The 17,931-nt window shown below is 68.9% G+C and carries 14 protein-coding genes; 9 read left to right on the top strand and 5 right to left on the bottom strand.

Features of this window, described 5'->3' with window-relative positions; all coding sequences use genetic code 11:
* Positions 1 to 184 precede the first annotated feature (184 nt).
* The 9 genes from ACEN2M_RS18245 (at position 185) to ACEN2M_RS18285 (ending at position 11,064) form a co-directional block, all read left to right on the top strand.
* Positions 185 to 1,264, top strand: a complete 1,080-nt coding sequence (locus ACEN2M_RS18245) for a Gfo/Idh/MocA family protein (RefSeq protein WP_441649563.1) — start codon at positions 185 to 187, stop codon at positions 1,262 to 1,264.
* A complete protein-coding gene (locus tag ACEN2M_RS18250; protein WP_441649564.1) occupies positions 1,261 to 2,256 on the top strand; it encodes an NAD-dependent epimerase/dehydratase family protein in 996 nt (331 codons plus the stop codon). The genes ACEN2M_RS18245 and ACEN2M_RS18250 overlap by 4 nt, the downstream gene beginning before the upstream one ends.
* A 14-nt stretch (positions 2,257 to 2,270) precedes the next feature.
* On the top strand, positions 2,271 to 3,404 hold the full coding sequence (locus ACEN2M_RS18255; RefSeq protein WP_441649565.1) for a DegT/DnrJ/EryC1/StrS family aminotransferase: 1,134 nt from the start codon (positions 2,271 to 2,273) through the stop codon (positions 3,402 to 3,404).
* On the top strand, positions 3,401 to 4,036 hold the full coding sequence (locus ACEN2M_RS18260; RefSeq protein WP_441649566.1) for a NeuD/PglB/VioB family sugar acetyltransferase: 636 nt from the start codon (positions 3,401 to 3,403) through the stop codon (positions 4,034 to 4,036). The genes ACEN2M_RS18255 and ACEN2M_RS18260 overlap by 4 nt, the downstream gene beginning before the upstream one ends.
* Positions 4,033 to 5,139 (top strand): DegT/DnrJ/EryC1/StrS family aminotransferase, encoded by a 1,107-nt coding sequence (locus ACEN2M_RS18265; RefSeq protein WP_441649567.1) that lies wholly within the window; start codon positions 4,033 to 4,035, stop codon positions 5,137 to 5,139. Before ACEN2M_RS18260 ends, ACEN2M_RS18265 begins: the two co-directional genes overlap by 4 nt.
* The gene (locus tag ACEN2M_RS18270) at positions 5,130 to 6,659 is read left to right on the top strand and encodes an oligosaccharide flippase family protein (protein ID WP_441649568.1); all 1,530 of its coding nucleotides are present in this window, start codon (positions 5,130 to 5,132) and stop codon (positions 6,657 to 6,659) included. Before ACEN2M_RS18265 ends, ACEN2M_RS18270 begins: the two co-directional genes overlap by 10 nt.
* Positions 6,656 to 7,921: a glycosyltransferase family 4 protein gene (locus tag ACEN2M_RS18275; RefSeq protein WP_441649569.1), complete on the top strand. Its 1,266-nt coding sequence runs from the start codon at positions 6,656 to 6,658 to the stop codon at positions 7,919 to 7,921. Before ACEN2M_RS18270 ends, ACEN2M_RS18275 begins: the two co-directional genes overlap by 4 nt.
* Positions 7,918 to 9,117, top strand: a complete 1,200-nt coding sequence (locus ACEN2M_RS18280; protein WP_441649570.1) for a glycosyltransferase — start codon at positions 7,918 to 7,920, stop codon at positions 9,115 to 9,117. Before ACEN2M_RS18275 ends, ACEN2M_RS18280 begins: the two co-directional genes overlap by 4 nt.
* 105 nt (positions 9,118 to 9,222) lie before the next feature.
* Entirely contained in the window at positions 9,223 to 11,064 is a 1,842-nt protein-coding gene (locus ACEN2M_RS18285) for a DUF4082 domain-containing protein (protein WP_441649571.1), read from the top strand.
* A 12-nt stretch (positions 11,065 to 11,076) separates the two neighbouring features.
* On the opposite strand, the gene ACEN2M_RS18290 is transcribed toward ACEN2M_RS18285, so the two are convergent.
* The 5 genes from ACEN2M_RS18290 to ACEN2M_RS18310 all read right to left on the bottom strand — a co-directional run bounded on the left by ACEN2M_RS18290 (position 11,077) and on the right by ACEN2M_RS18310 (position 17,842).
* Positions 11,077 to 12,426, bottom strand: a complete 1,350-nt coding sequence (locus ACEN2M_RS18290) for an O-antigen ligase family protein (protein WP_441649572.1) — start codon at positions 12,424 to 12,426, stop codon at positions 11,077 to 11,079.
* On the bottom strand, positions 12,423 to 13,259 hold the full coding sequence (locus ACEN2M_RS18295; protein ID WP_441649573.1) for a hypothetical protein: 837 nt from the start codon (positions 13,257 to 13,259) through the stop codon (positions 12,423 to 12,425). The genes ACEN2M_RS18290 and ACEN2M_RS18295 overlap by 4 nt, the downstream gene beginning before the upstream one ends.
* Complete coding sequence (locus ACEN2M_RS18300; RefSeq protein WP_441649574.1) at positions 13,256 to 13,981, bottom strand: hypothetical protein; 726 nt, start codon at positions 13,979 to 13,981, stop codon at positions 13,256 to 13,258. Before ACEN2M_RS18300 ends, ACEN2M_RS18295 begins: the two co-directional genes overlap by 4 nt.
* Positions 13,981 to 14,976 (bottom strand): glycosyltransferase family 2 protein, encoded by a 996-nt coding sequence (locus ACEN2M_RS18305; protein ID WP_441649575.1) that lies wholly within the window; start codon positions 14,974 to 14,976, stop codon positions 13,981 to 13,983. Before ACEN2M_RS18305 ends, ACEN2M_RS18300 begins: the two co-directional genes overlap by 1 nt.
* A 190-nt stretch (positions 14,977 to 15,166) precedes the next feature.
* A complete protein-coding gene (locus ACEN2M_RS18310) occupies positions 15,167 to 17,842 on the bottom strand; it encodes a WecB/TagA/CpsF family glycosyltransferase (RefSeq protein ID WP_441649576.1) in 2,676 nt (891 codons plus the stop codon).
* Positions 17,843 to 17,931 lie beyond the last annotated feature (89 nt).

A 17,931-nucleotide genomic window follows, 5' to 3' on the forward strand; every position in this document is an offset into this window, starting at 1 on the left:
GTACCTCTACGCTGCCGCCGGTGGTTTCCCGACCAACTCCTGGCAGGCGGAGAACTACTTCGTCGACGTGGTCTTCACCCCGTCCGGCTAGACGATTCGGCTTCACCGAACCCGCGGTGACGCCTGCAACGACAAGACCGTTACCCGAGCGGTCTTGAACACCCACAACACCCTGGGGGTACACGTGAACACAAAACTACGCATAGCCGTCATCGGCGCCGGATACTGGGGTCCCAACCTCGCCCGCAACTTCCGGGCCAGCGCGGACTGGGAGCTGGTCGCGATCTGCGACCTCGACAGGGACCGCGCCCAGCGGGTCGCCGACCTGGTCGGCGGCGCCCGCGTGGTGACATCGCTTCAGGAACTGCTGGACTCCGACGACATCGACGCCGTGGCCATCGCCACGCCGGCGGGCACCCATCACTCCATCGCAACGGCCGCCCTCAGAGCCGGCAAACATGTGATGGTGGAGAAGCCACTCGCCGACACCGGGGTCAAGGGCAGGGACATGGTTCGGGTGGCCGCCGACCTGGGTCTTGTCCTCATGGCCGACCATACCTACTGCTACACGCCCGCCGTCCTGAAGATCCGTGAACTTGTCGCGGAGGGTGCCCTCGGCGACATCCTCTACATCGACTCGGTGCGGGTGAATCTCGGCTTGATCCAGCCCGACGTGGATGTCTTCTGGGACCTTGCCCCGCACGACCTGTCCATCATCGATTTCGTCCTGCCCGGAGGGTTGCGGCCCCTGTCGGTCTCGGCGCACGGGGCAGACCCGCTCGCAGCGGGCAAGGCCTGCGTGGGGTACCTCGCCCTGCCGCTGGCGAACGGGGCGATCGCCCACGTGCACGTGAACTGGCTCAGCCCCACCAAGATCCGCCAAATGATCATCGGCGGCACCAAGCGAACCCTGGTCTGGGATGACCTGAACCCTCAGCAACGGGTCAGTATCTACGACCGCGGGGTGGACTTGTCCCTGCAAGCCGCCGACGGCGAGGCGCGTCGGGAGTCGACGATCTCCTACCGCCTGGGCGACACCTGGTCGCCCGCCCTTCCCGAACACGAGGCGCTCGGCGCGATGGCGACAGAATTCGCGCTCAGCATCCGGGAGAAACGCCCCGCCAGAACAGACGGGGAGTCGGGCCTGCGTGTGCTGGCCGTGTTGGAGGCGGCGACCAGGAGCATGGCCGCGGCGCAGCTGGCCCCCGTTGCGGACATCCGGGCCATCTCCGACGACCTGAGCCTGATCGGAGAGGTGTCATGAGCGATCTGTCGGGAGCGAGGGTGCTTGTCACCGGTGGAGCCGGCACGATCGGATCGGCCATCGTCGACCAGCTGCTCGACGCCGGTGCGGCGCATATCGACGTGCTCGACAATCTGGTCAGGGGACGGCGCGACAACCTCGCCGGAGCACTCGCGTCCGGCCGGGTGACCCTGGTCGAGGGCGACCTGCGTGACCGTGATCTGGTGCACGACATCGTCGCGGGCAAGGACCTGGTCTTCCACGAAGCCGCCCTCCGGATCACCCAGTGCGCCGAGGACCCGCGCCTGGCCCTCGAGGTGCTGGTCGACGGCAGCTTCAACGTCTTCGAAGCGGCAGCCGACCGTGGCGTCGACAAACTCATCACCGCCTCCAGCGCCTCGGTGTACGGCCTGGCCGAGCAGTTCCCCACCTCGGAGCGTCACCACCACCACAACAACGACACCTTCTACGGTGCGGCGAAGTCCTTCAACGAGGGGATGCTCCGCAGCTTCCGGGCCATGCGTGGCCTGGATTTCGTGGTGCTGCGCTACTTCAACGTCTACGGGCCGCGGATGGACGTGCACGGCCTGTACACCGAGGTCCTGGTGCGGTGGATGGAGCGCATCGCCGACGGGAAACCCCCGTTGATCTTCGGGGACGGGAACCAGACCATGGACTTCGTGTTCACCGCTGACATCGCCAGGGCGAATCTCCTGGCGGCGGCCAGTGACAGCCGCGACGGCGTTTACAACATCGCCAGTGGCACCGAGACCAGCCTGCTGGGTCTGGCACAGGCCCTCCTCGAGGCCATGGGGTCGGACCTTTCCGTGGCGCACGGACCCGACCGAGCGGTCAACGGCGTCGCCAGGCGACTGGCCGACGTTCAAGCGGCCAGGGTCGACCTGGGCTTCACGGCCGACACGGCGCTGACCGACGGTCTGCGGGAGCTGGTGGCCTGGTGGGCGCCGCTTCGCGACGACATCGCGGCAACCAGAACGCTGGTGACCTCGTGACGAGGATCAACGTGATGAAACCGTGGCTTGGTGCCGAAGAGGTGCAGGCCGTGACCGAGGTCATCGAGTCAGGTTGGGTGGCCCAGGGGCCGAGGGTCGCCCGCTTCGAGAGCGAGTTCGCCGAGGCCATGCACGCGAGCCACGCGGTCGCCACCTCCAATTGCACGACCGCGTTGCACCTCGCGCTCATCGTCGTCGGCGTCGAGGCGGGCGACGACGTCGTCGTGCCGTCCTTTTCTTTCATCGCCACGGCCAACGCCCCCAGCTACGTCGGTGCCCGTCCGGTTTTCGCCGACGTCGACCTCACGACGGGGAACCTGACCGCGGACACCGTCGCCGCGGCGCTGACGCCCCTGACCCGGGCCGTGATCGTCGTGGACCAGGGCGGGGTGCCGGTCGACCTCGACTCGATCAGGGCGGTGTGCGACCCCCTGGGCATCCCCGTCATAGAGGATGCCGCCTGCGGCGCCGGTTCGACCTACCGCGGCCGCCCCGTCGGTGCGGGGGCCGACATCGCCGCATGGTCGTTCCATCCGCGGAAGCTGCTCACCACCGGTGAGGGCGGGATGTTGACGACCTCCAGGGCAGATTGGGCGGCACGAGCCCGCCGGCTCAGGGAACACTCGATGAGCGTCTCGGCGAGCGACCGGCAGGCAAGCGTGCTCGCAGCACCGGAGGTGTACGGGGAGATCGGTTTCAACTACCGGATGACAGACCTGCAGGCTGCCGTCGGAATCGTCCAACTCGGGCGCCTCGACAGGATCATCGAACGTAGACGGGCCCTCGCCCAGCGCTACGACCGGGCGCTGTCCGAGCTGCCCGGGCTCCGTCCGGTGACCGACCCGGCCTGGGGAACCAGCAATTACCAGTCCTACTGGGTCGAGGTCGAACCCGGGTTCGCCACGGACAGGGACGGCGCCATGAGGGCGCTGGCCGGTGCCGATATTTCGGCCCGCAGGGGCATCATGGCCGCCCACCGGCAGCCCGCGTACCAGCACACGGACAACCCGCCGCTTCCGGCGACCGATTACCTCACCGAGCACACCCTGATCCTGCCGCTCTACCACGACCTGGCTTCCACAGACCAGGACCGGGTGATTGCTGCGCTGCGCTCGGCAACCGAATACGAAGGGCGAGGAGCGGCATGAAGGACGTCATCCTTCTCGGCGCGAGCGGCCTCGCCCGCGAGGTGATCGCGGCGGCCGGCGACCGGTTCCGGGTGGTCGGCATTCTCGACGACAACCCCGAATTGCACGGCAGCCGGATCGACGGCGTCGGGGTGCTCGGGCCGGTGCATGACGCTGTGCGGGTCAGAACTCCCCTCCTGATCTGCGTCGGAACCGGACGCGGCCGGCACGCCATCGCGGACAGGCTCGCCGCGTTCGACGTCGGCGAGGATCGGTTCGGCACCTTCGTCGACGCCTCCGTGCGCATCCCGCCGGGCTGCACGGTGAAACCGGGCAGCATCGTGCTGGCCGGGGTCGTGCTGACAGTGATGGTGCGCATCGGTCGGCACTGCGTCGTGATGCCCAACGTCACCCTCACCCACGACGACGCGCTCGGTGATTTCGCCACCGTGGCCGCCGGGGCCTCGCTCGGCGGCGGCGTCACCGTGGGGGAGGGCGCCTACCTGGGCATGAACGCCTCAGTTCGGCAAGGTGTCCACGTGGGAGCGGGCGCGATCGTCGGGATGGGCGCCGCCGTCGTCGCCGACGTGCCGGCCGGCGAGACCTGGGTAGGTGTCCCCGCCCGGTCCCTTTATCAAAGGAGCGCAGTGTGAAGACCACCGAACGAGTCCCGATGCTCGACCTGGCCGCACAGCACCAGCAGATCGCCGAGGTGGTGCGGTTGGGTTTCGACCGGGTCATCGCGGAGACCTCTTTCATCCAGGGTCCCGACGTTGCCCGGTTCGAGGGGGAGTATGCGGCCTACTGCACCAGCCGGCACGTGATCGGCGTCGGCAACGGCACCGACGCGCTCGAGCTCGCGCTGCGCGCCAGCGGCATCGGCCCGGGGGACGAGGTCATCGTGCCCGCCAACACCTTCGTTGCGAGCGCCGAAGCCGTCGTACGCGCCGGCGCCCGGGTGGTCTTCGCCGACTGTGACGAGAACTTTCTGATCGACCCGGTGAGTGTCGGCGAGCGGATGACCGCGGAGACCAGGGCCGTCATCGCCGTGCACCTGTACGGTCAGGCCGCACCGGTCGACGAGCTCCGCCTGCTTGTCGGCCCCGACGTCGTCCTGGTCGAAGACGCGGCCCAGGCCCAAGGGGCCCGGTCCCATGGCCGGCGCGCCGGGTCATTGGGGGATGTGGCCGGGACCAGCTTCTACCCCGGCAAGAATTTGGGCGCCTACGGTGATGCCGGTGCGGTGATCACGTCCTCCGACGCCATTGCCGCCGAGGTCCGCGCACTCAGCAACCACGGCGGAGTGCACAAGTACGAGCACCTCAGGGTGGGCACCAACTCCCGGCTCGACAGCCTGCAGGCCGTCGTGCTGTCCGCCAAGCTCGCCCTGCTCGACGAGTGGAACGCCGAACGCCGCCGTCTCGCCGCCAGGTACACCGCGCTCCTCGACGGGACTCCCGGCGTTGTCACGCCCCGAACCGCGCCGGGGAACGAGCACGTTTTCCACCAATTCGTGGTGCGCGTACCGCAACGGGACCGGGTGTTCCAGGACATGAGTGACGCGGGTATCGGCGTGGGCATCCATTACCCGCTCCCGGTGCATCAGCTTCCGGCCTTCGCCGACGCGGCCAGGGGGCAGGGCGCGTTCCCCGTTGCCGAGCACCTCAGCGCGGAAATCCTCTCGTTGCCGATCTACCCCGGCCTCACCGACGAACAGCAGGACCGGGTGGTCGACACCCTGCGATCATGCCTGTGACCGACGCCTCAGCCGGGTCGGTCCTCGGCGACCAGGTGCGCAGCGGGGCGCTCTGGTCGGCCGGTAGCACCCTGTTCCTGCGCTTTGCCAACATCGCGATCATGGCGATCGTCGCTCGGATCGTGGCCCCGGAAGCGTTCGGGGTGTTCGCCCTGGCGATGGTTGCCCACGGGGTCGTCGTCAGCCTCGCCGAACTCGGCATCTCCTCGGCTCTGCTCCGCAACGATCTCGACCCCGACCGCATCGCGCCGACGATCGCCACGGTCTCGATAGTGACGAGCTTCGTGCTGGGTGCCGCGATGGCCGTTTTCGCAGACCCGCTCGCCGCTGCCCTCGGGTCCCCGGACGCCGCTGCACCGCTGCGCGTGATGGCGCTCTCGGTGGCACTCATCGGGCCGTTTGTGGTGCCGGGGGCCCTGATCCAACGGGAGTTCCGGCAGGACGTGCTGTTTCGGGCTGCGGCTATCGCGTTCGTGCCCAGTAGCGCGGTCCTCCTGCTGGTGGCGCTTGCCGGGGATGGAGCGCTCGCCTTCGCCTGGTCGCGGGTTGCGGCTCAGCTGGTCACCGGGGTGATCCTCACCCTGAAGGTGAACAGACGTTACCGGCCGGGCTTTCGGCGCGACCAGATCGGCATGCTCGTTCGCTTCGGACTGCCGCTCGCCCTGGCGAACCTGCTCAGCCAGGCGTTGCTGAACGTGGACTACATCGTCGTCGGGCGCACCCTGGGCGTCGAAGCCACCGGGCTCTACTCGCTGGCTTTCACCATCGCGGGCTGGTCCACCGCGGTGATCGGATCCGTGCTGAACGGCATCGTTCAGCCCGCGTTCTCCCGAGTGCGTCACGAGGGCGGGGACCTGCGCGGCGCGCTGCTTTCGGCCTGCCGGACCGTCGCCCTGGTGGCGTGTGTCATCGGCGCGCTCACCCTCGCCCTCGCGGAGCCGTTGCTCAGCACCATCTACGGAACCCAATGGACGGGCGCCGCGCCGGCCCTCGCCGTCCTCGCCGTCTACGGTGTCCTCTTCGTGCTCTGCCTCCTTCTGGCGAACATCATCATCTCCACCGGTCGCACCGGCGGTCTGCTCCTCGTGCAGGTTGTCGCTCTGGCGGTGCTCCTGCCCGCCATGGCGGTCGGTGTTCGGTACGGCGACCTGGTGGGCGTTGGACTGGCCCACATCCTGGTGACAGCGGGAGTCACTCTGCCGTTGTACCTCTTCATGGTGCGACGAACGATCCAGCGGCCCTTCGGCGTGCTGGTGCGGGCGGTTGCCTGGCCGGTGTCGGCAGCGGCCCTGGCCGGCGGCACGGCGTGGGCCGTGGCGATGCTGGTGCCGACAGCACCGGCGAAGTTTCTGCTCGGCGGGCTGGCGGGCGGCATCCTGTATCTGGTGCTCACCGCGCAGCTCCTTCTCCCACTGGTGCCGCCGGCGCTGCGCGGGTCCCGCACCTTCGGCCGGCTGCTGGTCGGTCTCGCCTGGCCGTCGTCCTGGCTGGTCCGTCATGTGGACAGGGGGCGCGCATGACGCTCGGGGTGCTTGTCTATCCGCACGACCTCGGGATCGGCGGGAGCCAGCTCAACGCGATCGAGATCGCGGCAGCGCTCCAGCGCCGTGGCCACCGGGTCGTGGTCTTCGGCACCCCGGGTGCGCTGTCGAAGCGAATCGCCGACCTGGGTCTTGAATTCGTCGCCGCGCCGCCGCCGGGCCGTCGCCCGTCACCTCGGGTGGCCCGGGCGCTCGCGGACCTCGTGGTGGAACGGGGGATCGATGTGCTGCACGGTTACGAGTGGCCACCTGGTCTCGAGTGCGTCCTGGCCAGCCGGATGCAGCCATCCGCCGTCGCGGTCTGCACGGTGATGTCGATGGCGGTGGCGCCGTTCCTGCCGAAGAGCCTTCCCCTCACGGTCGGGACCGAGGCGATAGCCACCATTGAGCGTGCCTTCGGTCGTTCCTCGGTCAGCCTGCTGGAGCCGCCGGTCGACCTGACCCAGAATCATCCCGGTGTCGTGCCTGCGGGGGTCTTCGGAGCCGGGAGCGACGCTCGCTTCACGGTCGGCATGGTCACCAGGTTCGCGCACCAACTGAAGCTGGAGGGAATCCTCACCGCGATCGACACGGTCGGGTCCCTGGCCCGTCACAGCGCGATACGGCTCGTCATCGCCGGGGACGGGCCTGCTCGTGCGGAGGTGGCAGCCCGAGCCGCGCACGTCAACACGCAGGTGGGGGCCGGCACCGTGCTCCTGCTCGGCGAGGTGGTCGATCCCCGACCCGTCTACGAGTCAGCCGATGTGATGCTCGGCATGGGGGGATCGGCGCTGAAGGGGCTCGCCTTCGCCAAACCGCTGGTGGTGCAGGGGGAGGGCGGCTACTGGAAGCTTCTCACCTCGGCCACCCTGCCGGAATTCCTCTGGGCCGGATGGTTCGGGGTGGGGGAATCGGCCGCAGCGGGCCCGGCCCGGTTGGAAAGCATCCTCCGGCGGCTGGTCGCGGACCCCGGCCTCCGAGCCGACATCGGAGCATTCGGCCTGGCCACCGTGCGAGAGCGGTTCTCGGTCGAGGCGGCGGCCGACACACAGCTGGCGATCTACCGCACAGCACTCGAGCTGCGCGTCCCGCGCGGGCAGACGGTGCGGCACGACGCCGCTGCCCTGGCCCGGTACGCAAGGTACTACGCACACAAACGCGTGCGGCGGATGCTCGGTACCGAGCAGACGGACGACTTCAACGCCCGGAGGGCGGCGGCCCGGTCCGGCCGACTGCCGGCGCAGACTGGAGTGCGCTCGTGACCAAGACCTACCTCGTGTACATCGCCGGAGCCGACTGGGACGGCGTTCCGGGAACCGATCGGCGCCTCACGGCGGCGCTTGCCCGACGCCTCCCTGTGCTCTGGGTCGACCCGCCGGTCGCGGTGCACAGGGTGGCGCGCCGGGAGCGCCGCTGGCCGGTTCGCCGGCTCGTCGTCGAGGGGCAGAACATCGTGCGGCTGCAGAGCGTGACCGTGCCGTTCGCGTCGAGGCGGGCGTTGCTCCCCATCGCGGATGCCCTGAACGCGTGGGCCGTCCGCTGGGCGCTCAGAAAGCTGGAGGCCGACGTCACCGCCGTGGTGGTCGCCACGCCCCGCGCCCGGTTCCCGAACCGGGTGCGGGGGAGCCGGCTGTTGTACCTCACCGACGACTGGGTGGCCGGTGCCGCCCTGATGAAACTGCCCCTGACGGGAATTCTCGGTTTCCTCCGAAGCAACGTGTCCAGGGCGGACGTGGTCGCCGCGGTCACTCCGGAGCTGGCCGCGACAGTCCAGGGACTGGCCGCCGACCGACCGGTCGAGATCCTGCCCAACGGCTGCGAACCCGTTGTATCGGCTGGCGAGCGTCCGCGTGACCTTGGCGACTCGGTGTCCGCTGCCGCTCTGGTCGGTCAACTCAATGAACGCCTGGACTTCGACGTGCTCGAGGCGGTGGTGGCGACGGGAGTGCCGGTCCTGGTGATCGGGCCGCGTACCGAGCGCGACCCGGCAATCACGGTGCGGATCGACGCCCTTCTCGCTGCGGAGACGGTGACCTGGCTCGGGTCGGTCCCGTTCGCGGAACTTCCCGATCACCTCGCGGGGGCAGCGGTCGGCCTGACTCCGTATCGCGTCACGTCATTCAACCGGGCCAGCTTTCCCCTGAAGACCCTGGAGTACCTGGCCAACGGGCTGCCGGTGGTGTCGACCGACCTGCCGGCCGTGCACTGGTTGAACACCGACCTGATCATCGTCGGCACCGATCCGGGCAGCTTCGCCGCGCAGGTGCAGCGAATCGTTTGCGACCCGGCACGACAAGCGGGGGCGGATGCCGCTCGCCGACGACGGATCGACTTCGCGGCCGCCCACAGCTGGGACGTGCGGGCGGGGCACCTCCTTGCCCTTGTCCATCCCGGGCCGAGCTCAGGGCTCAGGGCCACGCGCCGGTCACGACCCGCGGCATCCGGCGCGTTCACCTGAGCGCCCGGCCGTTCGACCATCGCGAGGGAACAGAAGATGCCGGAACGCACCCCTGAAATCACGGCGATCCGACGGCGCCGGCGACTCGTGGTCTCTGCGGCCGTCGTGGTCGTGCTCGCCGCGGTGGCGCTGGTGGCCGGCCTCGCGGGACAGGCGCGGGCGGAGGTTGACATCTTCGCTTCGACGGTCCCCGCCGTGACCGCCGCGCCGGACGACACCTCGGTGGAAGTGGGCGTGCGGTTCACCAGCTCCAGCGACGGCTGGGTGACAGGCCTCCGGTTTTACAAGGGTGCAGGCAACACGGGCACCCACGTGGGAAGCCTGTGGGACGGTGACGGGAGCCCACTGTCCGTGGTCACTTTCACCGAAGAGTCATCGAGCGGCTGGCAGGACGCCACCTTCGCCGACCCGGTTCCGGTTCACCGGGGCCGCAGCTACGTCGCCTCCTACCTCGCGCCCAACGGTCGCTACGCCGCGGACGAAGAGGCGCTCGCGGACCCCCACAGCAGCGGAGCGCTCTCGGTTCCAGCCGGCGGCGGTGTCTTCCGCTATGGGTCGGGAGGCTTCCCGACCGCGACGTTCCAGGACAGCAACTACTACGTCGATGTCAGGTTTCGCCCCGCAGCGCCGGGCGAGACCGTGCCCGAAAACGTCCCACGGTCCGCGAGTCCCGCGTCCCCGGATGGCTCGGGCTCCGCGCCGAGCCCGGCCGAGCTCGATCCGGTAACGCTGCCGCCCAACGACGCCGGGCCAGGGCTGGACCTTCCCCGAATCCCCTGGGAAGGCGGCCCGGCCTATTGGAAACAATTCAGCAAGGCCGACGCGGCCGGTTGGGACGACCCGGCGTTTTTCCCGATCGTCTCCTGGTTCGGCAACTTCAGCACCGATGCGGAGGTCGCCTACGACAAGTCACTCGGCATCAACACCTACAGCGGCATGTGGGATGGCACCCCGTACCAGCTCTTCACCGACAACGGCGTGTTCTGGATCGGCGGACAGCTCAACAGCAGCTTCACCGTCGACAGCGACAACTGGGTGGGACAGTTCCTGGACGACGAGGTCGATGGGCGGTTCAGCCCGGCTGACGGGCAGAAACACCTCCAAGGGCTGGTCGACGCCCTCCCCGAGGATGGGCGGTTCCGGTATGCGAACTTCACCCAGATGGTCGTCGCACGTGACCTCCCGGAAGCGGCCGCTCGCCAATACGTCAACGGATACACGGATGTGGTGTCGGTGGACATGTACTGGTACAGCATCCCGTTCTGTGACCTGACGCCGTACCGGGACGTGTACCTGACGCCGGTCGCCCAGGCGACCTGCCGCACCGCGTCGAGCTACGGTGCGACGATGACGTCCCTTCGTGCTCAGGATGCCGCGGACGGGAACCTCCAGCCGCTCTGGCAGTGGGTGGAGAACCTGAATGGGGGCCCGCCGGATGCTGCGCCGAAGGCATACCTCACCCCCGCAGAGGTCAAGGGAGCGGTGATGAACTCGCTCATCAACGAAGCCAGAGGCATCGCCTATTTCAATCAGAGCCTCAGCGGGAAGTGCCAAAGCAGCAACGTGTTCCGCGAATCTCAGGTCACCCCCGGTTTCTGTGGCAACGCCAACGTCGCGGCGGTGAAGGCGGTGAATGCTCAAATTCACTCCCTCGCCCCTGTGCTCAATACCCAGTCCTACGACTACACCTTCGGTCAGGGGCTCGACACCATGGTGAAGACCTACGCTGGGTCTGCCTATATCTTCGCGATGGTCGACGGCTCTGCCGGGCCGGGAAAGCGAACGTTCACCCTGCCGCCAGGGGTCGAACGTGAGAGCGTCCACGTGTTGGGCGAGAACCGCAGCCTGTTGGTCGATGGCACGGGACGGTTCACCGATTCCTTTGCCGAGGAGTCCAGTTACCACATCTACCGGGTGCCCCTCGCGCCTGGTGAGGGCAGCGAGTAGTCGCTGCGGGCGCTACCGCACCGCCGTCGGCCGAGCGGGCGCGGGGGCGTCGGCTGCGAGGAGGTGCCGCGCACCCCCGGCCAGGCCGATGACGAGGAAGAACATCCCCGAGGAGATCGAAAAGGAGAGACCGTCGAAGAAGGCCAACATCAGGCTGCCCGCGACGAGCGCTGCGATCAGGGACTGGGCGAGCTGCCGGTCCAGCCTCTCTGTCGCGGTGCGTCTGGCCGCTGCGGCACTGACGATGCCGGCGGCAATCAGGACGAGGAAGGCGAGGGCACCCAGGATCCCCAGCTCGATCGCCAGGAGCAGGTACTGGTTGTCGAAGATGTGGTACCTGGTGATGAAGGTTCCGAAGCCCTTGCCCACGACCGGGAACCGACTCATGTAGTCGACGGCGATGTCGTAGCCGTTCGTCCGTGATGCGGTGCTCGGGTCCGACGCCAGGCCGGTGAACATTCCGCGGATGGTTCCGATCATGCCCGGAACGAGCACCGCGATCGCAACGGCCAGGGCGCCGCCAGCGGCGACGATGAGCGCCCGGATGTTGCGGGAGAGGGTCGGCAGCAGGATGACCAGTCCCACGGCGAGGCCGATCAGGGTTGACCGGGAGACCGAGATCAGTGACGCGACCGTGATCGCGGCTACCGGCAGCCAGGGGATCAGCCTGTGTGCCGAGCGATTCTCGGTGGCCAGCGCGAGGGCGATGGGGAAGGCCATGGTCAGGACGACCCCGTACTCGAGGGGATGGATCGCGGTTCCCGACGCCCGGACGAACCCGGCACGCTGGTCGAGCGCATCCGCGTTGGGGGCATCCCACACGGTGAACGGTACGAAGTGCCAGAAGTCGAGGAGCAGGCTGCCGGTGAGGAACTGGATGATGCCCAGGGTCGCCATCGCTCCACCTGCCCAGGCGACTCTCTTCAGCAGGACGCGCAGGTCGGCCGCGGTGGGAAGACCGTCGACGCCCACCAGCAGGATCCCGGCCCACGCCAGCAGCCGCAGGAGCCCGTTGTCGGCCGGGCTGACCTCGTCCGTGGGCAGGCCGCGCAGCATCGCGCAGGCGTAGCTGAACCCCGCGATCGCGAGGAGCGCGAACAGTGCGGCGGATACGCGTCGTGGGCCAGGTGAGAGAGGGGACTGACGCTGCAGCTGGTGCCAGCACCACCAGAGGGCCGCACCCAGGGCCCAGAGCGTTGCCGGCCGTCCCGCCGACCCCAGGGCCGTGATCGTGAGTCCGGACGGAATTCCGAACAGCAGAACCAGGTACACGGTCAAAACAGTGAGACCGCCGATTCCCCGATGTGGGCCGATGTTCACCGTCGAGGCGGCGCGGGTCGCCGCCTGCGCCGACGTGCTCATTCGGCGGGCTCGGGAGCGCGGGACCTGGCGCCGCGCGGAACGGAACTCACGCCCCCCTCGAAGCCGTCCAGGTCGCCGGCGAGGACCCTGATGTCGCCGGAACGGGAATGGTCGGGATTGCTCGGACCGTGAGGGGTGTCGATGTCGTCGTCGTCGGCCTGCCCGGCCCGTTCGACAGCGACGTCGGAATCAGGCGATACGTCGGTGGCAAAACGGGCGCTCGCCGGGCGTCTCCTGGCCCTGGACAGAAGCAGCCCATCCACGAAACCGGCCAGCAGCAGGGTGAGGGCGAAGCCGGCGGCAGCCGTCGCGGCGACGGCTTCCAGGCGGCTCTTCTGAATGACCGTGCTGGATCCATCGGTGCTGAGCGGGATCAAGGTGATGCGTTGACCCGCCGGAACGTCGGCCTGGGTCTGCAGCGAGCCGAGGTTCGACTGCACGCCGGCGAGGGCGCGGTCGAACACCTCGGCAACCTCGCTGTCGGTGCTGCCGGTGGCGGTGACGGCCAGGAGTGGACCGCTGCTGGTCGCGAGGCGTTTGACGGCGACGTCGGCGGCCGGATGCCCGTCCAGCAACGACTCGCGAACGGTCTGCGAGGCCATCGTGTTCACCAGCACGTCGCTGGCCGGACCGAGACCGCCCAGATACAGGTAAGGGTTCTCGCCCTCGGGCACGCTGGAGGCTGCGGGCATCAGGAGCAGGCTCGCATTGCGCTCATAGGTCGGTTGCACCTCGGAGTAGACGATGCCGGCGGCGACGCCGGTGAGGATCAGACCGATCAGCACGACGTACCAGCGTCGTCCGAGACCGCGCAGGAAGTTCTTCAATGTCATGTCACACTCTCCGTCTGCTGGGTGATTGCGCCTGGGGATGTAGTCGTGGGCAGGGCCGGACCGGCGGGCCGGCGCGGCCGGCGATGGTTCGACACCCGGCCGGCGAGCCGGTCGATGAGCACGGCCGCGGCCGCGGCCACGCCGAGCCCGACCAGCCCGAGCACGAGCAGGGCCCGGGCCTGGGTCCGGCGGGATCCGCCGACGTAACTGACCGTCGCTTCGGCCGGTACCCGCTCCGTGCTGATGACATCCGGGGGGTCGACGGTGCTCTGGCGGTCGGCGGCGAGAACGTCGATCCGGTCGAGGAGGGCATTGATGCTCTCTCCGACCTGCTCTGGGCTGTGACCGACGACCCGCACCGACAGCACCGGGTCGGGGAAGCTGTACTGCCATTGCCCGCCTGTGTTCGGGATGACAACCTGGTGTCCCTCTGTCACTCCCGCCCCGAAGAGCGAGGCGTCCGGGGAGAGCCGGTCGGGCTGCGTTCCCTCGTTGATCTCCTGTTCGATGGCCCCGACGAATTCCACCAGGGTGTCCCGCTGGCGGTCGTCGAAGACGCCGACCGCTGCGGCGCCCGGAACCACGAAGAGCACCTTCGTCTCGGAGACGTAGGCGCCGCCGGCCTCATCCAGGATCAGGAACGTGGCGCCCAGGACGGCGAAGACGGCCACGACGACATACCAGCGTCGCAAGAGAACCCGCATCAGGGCCGGGGCGGTCATCAGGCCGGCCCGATTGGTGAAGCGGCGGTGTTCGTCGCATGGGGGAGGTCGCCCCACCGGCGACGATCCAGCAGGATGGCCAAGGCGTACCGGTCGGTTGCCCGGTGAGAGCGCAGGGCGGCGTGGAGCGTGACAGCAAGGTGCACCAGGGCCGCCGCCACGGGGGTGCTGTGCCGTTCGGCGTAGCGCACCCGGTTGACGGACATCAGCGCGGACTGCCCGGCTGACACGCCCGAGCCGCCCTGCCGGTGGGTGAGAGTGGCGGCCGGGGTGTACCAGATTATCGCGCCGGCATTCCGGGCGCGGCGGAAGTAGTCGGTCTCTTCCGAGTAGAGGAAGTACCGTTCATCCCAGTCGCCGAGCCTGTCGGCAAGCGCTCGGTCGATCAACAGGGCCGCCCCGGTGGCCCACTCGACGGTGTGCGCGCGCCCGTAGCTCTCGTGGTCGTAGACGGTTTCGGCGAGCCAGCCCGGTCTCCGTTTGGCCCGGTCGCCGAACAGTGCCTCGCCGAAGGTGCGCAGCACCGTCGGTTCCCGGCGGAGCGAGGCCTGCGGAACGCCGTGGGAATCCAGCAGGCGGGGAACGATGAGGCCGGCGCCGGTCGATTCCAGGCAGTCGAGCATCTCCCGCACGCTGCCGGGGCCAACGACAAGGTCCGGGTTGAGTACCAGAATGCTGCGGGCCTGCCCCACGTGCCGCAGTGCCACGTTGATTCCGCCGGCGTAACCGTAGTTGCCGCCGCTGGAGCGTACGATGACGTCGCTGTGCTTCGCGAGCACGGAGACGGTGTCATCGGTCGAGCCGTTGTCAACGACGACGACCCGGATCCGCACTGAATGCAGTGCCGCCCGCAGACTGGCGATGAGGGGACCGACGTCTGCCGCGCTGTTGTAGGTGACGATGATGACGGCGATATCGGCCGGCTGGTCAGCGCCGACGAAGGACTCGCGGCCGGCGGCCGGCGACACTGACAGGTCGGGCGTTTGAGCGGTCATGGCAGCAGCGGGCGGCCGACGAGATGAGTGCACGCGTTCACCCCCTTGGTTTGGAAAGATGTGGCGGGTGCCGCGGGCCGGACCCGCGGCGCAGCTGGAAGGATCAGGCTCTCCGTCGGAGCAGACAGTATCCCGGTACCCGCGCACTGTCCGACCCCAGAGTGGGGGTGATGGCCCGAAGTCGTCCGGGTCACGCCGCGACGTCCGGAGGAAGCGCCCGGCTGGACAGGTCGCGTTCCCAGCCCGTGCGGCCCCGGCTCAGGGCACGGTGGGTCTTGAGCCGTCCGAGCAGTGTGAGCAGCCCGTAACAGATCACGTCGGTCGCGCTGGCCGGACCGCGCACGGACGCGACGAGGGACCTGATGCTTCCGCCGGTCGTGGACTCGGTTCCCAGTTCCGAGACGCCCCGATACTGGCGGGCGAGGATGGCGATGAGGCCGGCGGCTGTTCTGGGCGTGAAGACCCGCACCGGAGAGCCGGTCGGTACGACGACCTTCTCCTCGGGCTCGAAGAGACTGTCGACGTACGAGTCGTCGGCCGTGAGGTCGGGGAAGCGGCTGAATCTCTCGTGTCCCGGGGCGTTCACGGCGTAAGCGCCGGCGCCCCAGATCGCGTGACGATTGGTTGGGATCCTGCACCGTGCCCGGTAGTAGCTCTTGACCAGGGCCGATGCGCCGGTGGTGTCGTAGGCGTATTCGGGGCGCGCCGCGAGAATGGGCCCGGTCGTGAGCGCGTCGAAGACGGCCCGCACAGTGCTGGGCTCGATAGCCACGTCGGCGTCCAGGTACAGCCGTGGCCAGGCGTGGGCGGCGGCATCGCCGACGTTGAGGGCCGCCGTCTTGGACGCCGTCTGGATGTCGTAGACCGTGATGCCGGGGAACCGGCGGGCGATCGACGCCGTCTCGTCGGAACATCCGTTGCAGACGACAATGATCTCGGCATGGTTGAGGGCGGCCATCGGGGCGATCACGGCGAGGGTGCGACCTATCGTGGCGTCTTCGTTGTGGGCGGGGATGATGATGGTTCCGGCGGGCTTGGCGGACCTGCCCCAGGGGCGGGGTTCGGCCCCGGTGCTCGCGACAGGTTCCCCAGCATGGGCCGGCGCCGATCTCCAGGTGGAGCCAGCGAGTAGGGTGCGCACAATCGTGCGCTGAGCCGGATCGGTCCACTGCCTGGCGGCGGTCACGGCCACGGCAGTCTGCAAAGCGAGGGCGTAGCCGAGGGATCGATAGCGGCGGGTGAAGCGGACCTGGTTGGCTGCCAGCAGCGCAGCCAGGACGGGCGGGCGCACCTCCGAGCGGGGCTCGTACCGGATGCGTGCGGCAGGTTCGTACCAGATCGACGCCCCGGTCTCACGCACGCGACGGAAGTAGTCCGACTCCTGGGCCGCGGTGAACCTCTCATCCCGGTCGCCGACGAGGTCGTCGATGTCTCGGCGCACCAGGAGTCCGGTGTCGAACCCCCAGCGCACCTGGTGCGCGTGCTCGTAGCTTTCAGCGTCGGTGTACACCGCGCTGAACCGGCCTCGAGCGCTGGAGTCGTGGTTGTGGGCCGCCGCTCCGATCAATGCCCGGACCACGGTGGGTTCTTTGGGCAGATGCAGGCGCGGTGCGCCGTCACCGGAGAGCACGCGGGGTACCACAGCGCCGGCGCCCGCGCGGTTCATCCGTTCGACCATGGTTCGCAGAGCTCCGCGTTCCACTTCGCTCGTGCTGTCGAGCACGAGCACGGCGTCTGCCGTGCCGATGTGTGCCTTGGCGGCATTGACCGATGCCGCGTGGCCCCGGTCCCGATCGGTGGGCACCAGGATCAGGTCCCGCTGCAGCAGCAGCTCGGGCCTGGGCGTGCGTCCGCGTTCACCGCCGGCCACTATGCAGCGCAGCCGGAGATCGTGGCACTCGGCCCGGAGTTCCTCGAGCAGGGGGAGGAGGCTGACCGCGCCGTCCACGACGATGATGGCCACGTCGGCGTGGTCGTCCGGGCCGACGAAGCCGACGAACCGGGACTCCGTCGCACGATCGTCGGAGCGGACCCCGATCACGGCCGGAGGGGTCGTGCAGGCTGGTGGGGCGATCGGCGCGCTCCGCCGCACCGCCAGGTAGGCGGGTGGGCCCTGCACAAGGTACCGGGTGCTCAGGCGCCGGGGTTCCAGGGCGAGCCGCCACGCCCACTCCAGTCCGTGCCCGGAAATCCAGTGCGGGGCCCTGGCCACACGTCCGGCGAGAAAGTCGACGACGGCCCCGAAGGCCAGCAGCACGCGGGAGCCCGTCGCCAGCCCGTGCTCTGCGATCCACAGCTCCTGCCTGGGTTTGCCGAGGCCGACGATCAAGAGCTCGGTGTCGGCCTCACGAATTTCGCGGGCGATGGCCTGCGATCGCACCGAATCGTTCAGGTCGGCCCTGGCGGGAGCCCAGAGGCCGGCAACGCAGAGCGATGGGTACCGATCGGCAAGCTCGGCGAGGAGGCTCTCGTGGGTGTCGGCTGTCCCGCCCAGGATGCCGATGCGGGTGCCGCGGCTTTCGCACAGCGCCAGGATCGGGCCGATCAGGTCGCTTCCGGCCAGGCGCGGCCAGGCGCGGCCGGTGATGCGACGGGCTTCCGCGGCGAGGGGGGCGCCATCGATGAGATTCAGCCAGGCCAGAGGCCCGTGCCCGGACTCCGGCGCCGGTCCGTCGGCGTCGAGGGTTCCCGACCAGTCTGCGCCCGCGCCGAAGTGATGCACGTGGTCGAGGTTGATCGAGGTCACCGCCAGGGGCGGGAGGTGGGGTGCCTCGAGGTGCTGAGCGATCCGTTCGATGGAGTCGCTGAGTTCGAGCAGGTCCACGGCGGACCCGCCCAGAACGATTCGGGCGGTATCACGAGTCATGGTCGCACCGCCAACGTTTGGCGGGGCATCCGGCCGCACTGAAGGGTCGACAAATACTGGTTGTGGTCACGTTCAATCCCTGCATTTCG

Source organism: Cryobacterium sp. W22_MBD10_FK3 (assembly GCF_052113745.1).
Lineage (GTDB): Bacteria > Actinomycetota > Actinomycetes > Actinomycetales > Microbacteriaceae > Cryobacterium.

Coding starts and splice junctions, on each gene's coding strand:
- ACEN2M_RS18250 (WP_441649564.1), top strand. CDS start 1,261: ATGAGCGATCTGTCGGGAGCGAGGGTGCTTGTCACCGGTGGAGCCGGC.
- ACEN2M_RS18255 (WP_441649565.1), top strand. CDS start 2,271: ATGAAACCGTGGCTTGGTGCCGAAGAGGTGCAGGCCGTGACCGAGGTC.
- ACEN2M_RS18260 (WP_441649566.1), top strand. CDS start 3,401: ATGAAGGACGTCATCCTTCTCGGCGCGAGCGGCCTCGCCCGCGAGGTG.
- ACEN2M_RS18270 (WP_441649568.1), top strand. CDS start 5,130: ATGCCTGTGACCGACGCCTCAGCCGGGTCGGTCCTCGGCGACCAGGTG.
- ACEN2M_RS18275 (WP_441649569.1), top strand. CDS start 6,656: ATGACGCTCGGGGTGCTTGTCTATCCGCACGACCTCGGGATCGGCGGG.
- ACEN2M_RS18290 (WP_441649572.1), bottom strand. CDS start 12,426: ATGAGCACGTCGGCGCAGGCGGCGACCCGCGCCGCCTCGACGGTGAAC.
- ACEN2M_RS18295 (WP_441649573.1), bottom strand. CDS start 13,259: ATGACATTGAAGAACTTCCTGCGCGGTCTCGGACGACGCTGGTACGTC.
- ACEN2M_RS18300 (WP_441649574.1), bottom strand. CDS start 13,981: ATGACCGCCCCGGCCCTGATGCGGGTTCTCTTGCGACGCTGGTATGTC.
- ACEN2M_RS18305 (WP_441649575.1), bottom strand. CDS start 14,976: ATGACCGCTCAAACGCCCGACCTGTCAGTGTCGCCGGCCGCCGGCCGC.
- ACEN2M_RS18310 (WP_441649576.1), bottom strand. CDS start 17,842: ATGACTCGTGATACCGCCCGAATCGTTCTGGGCGGGTCCGCCGTGGAC.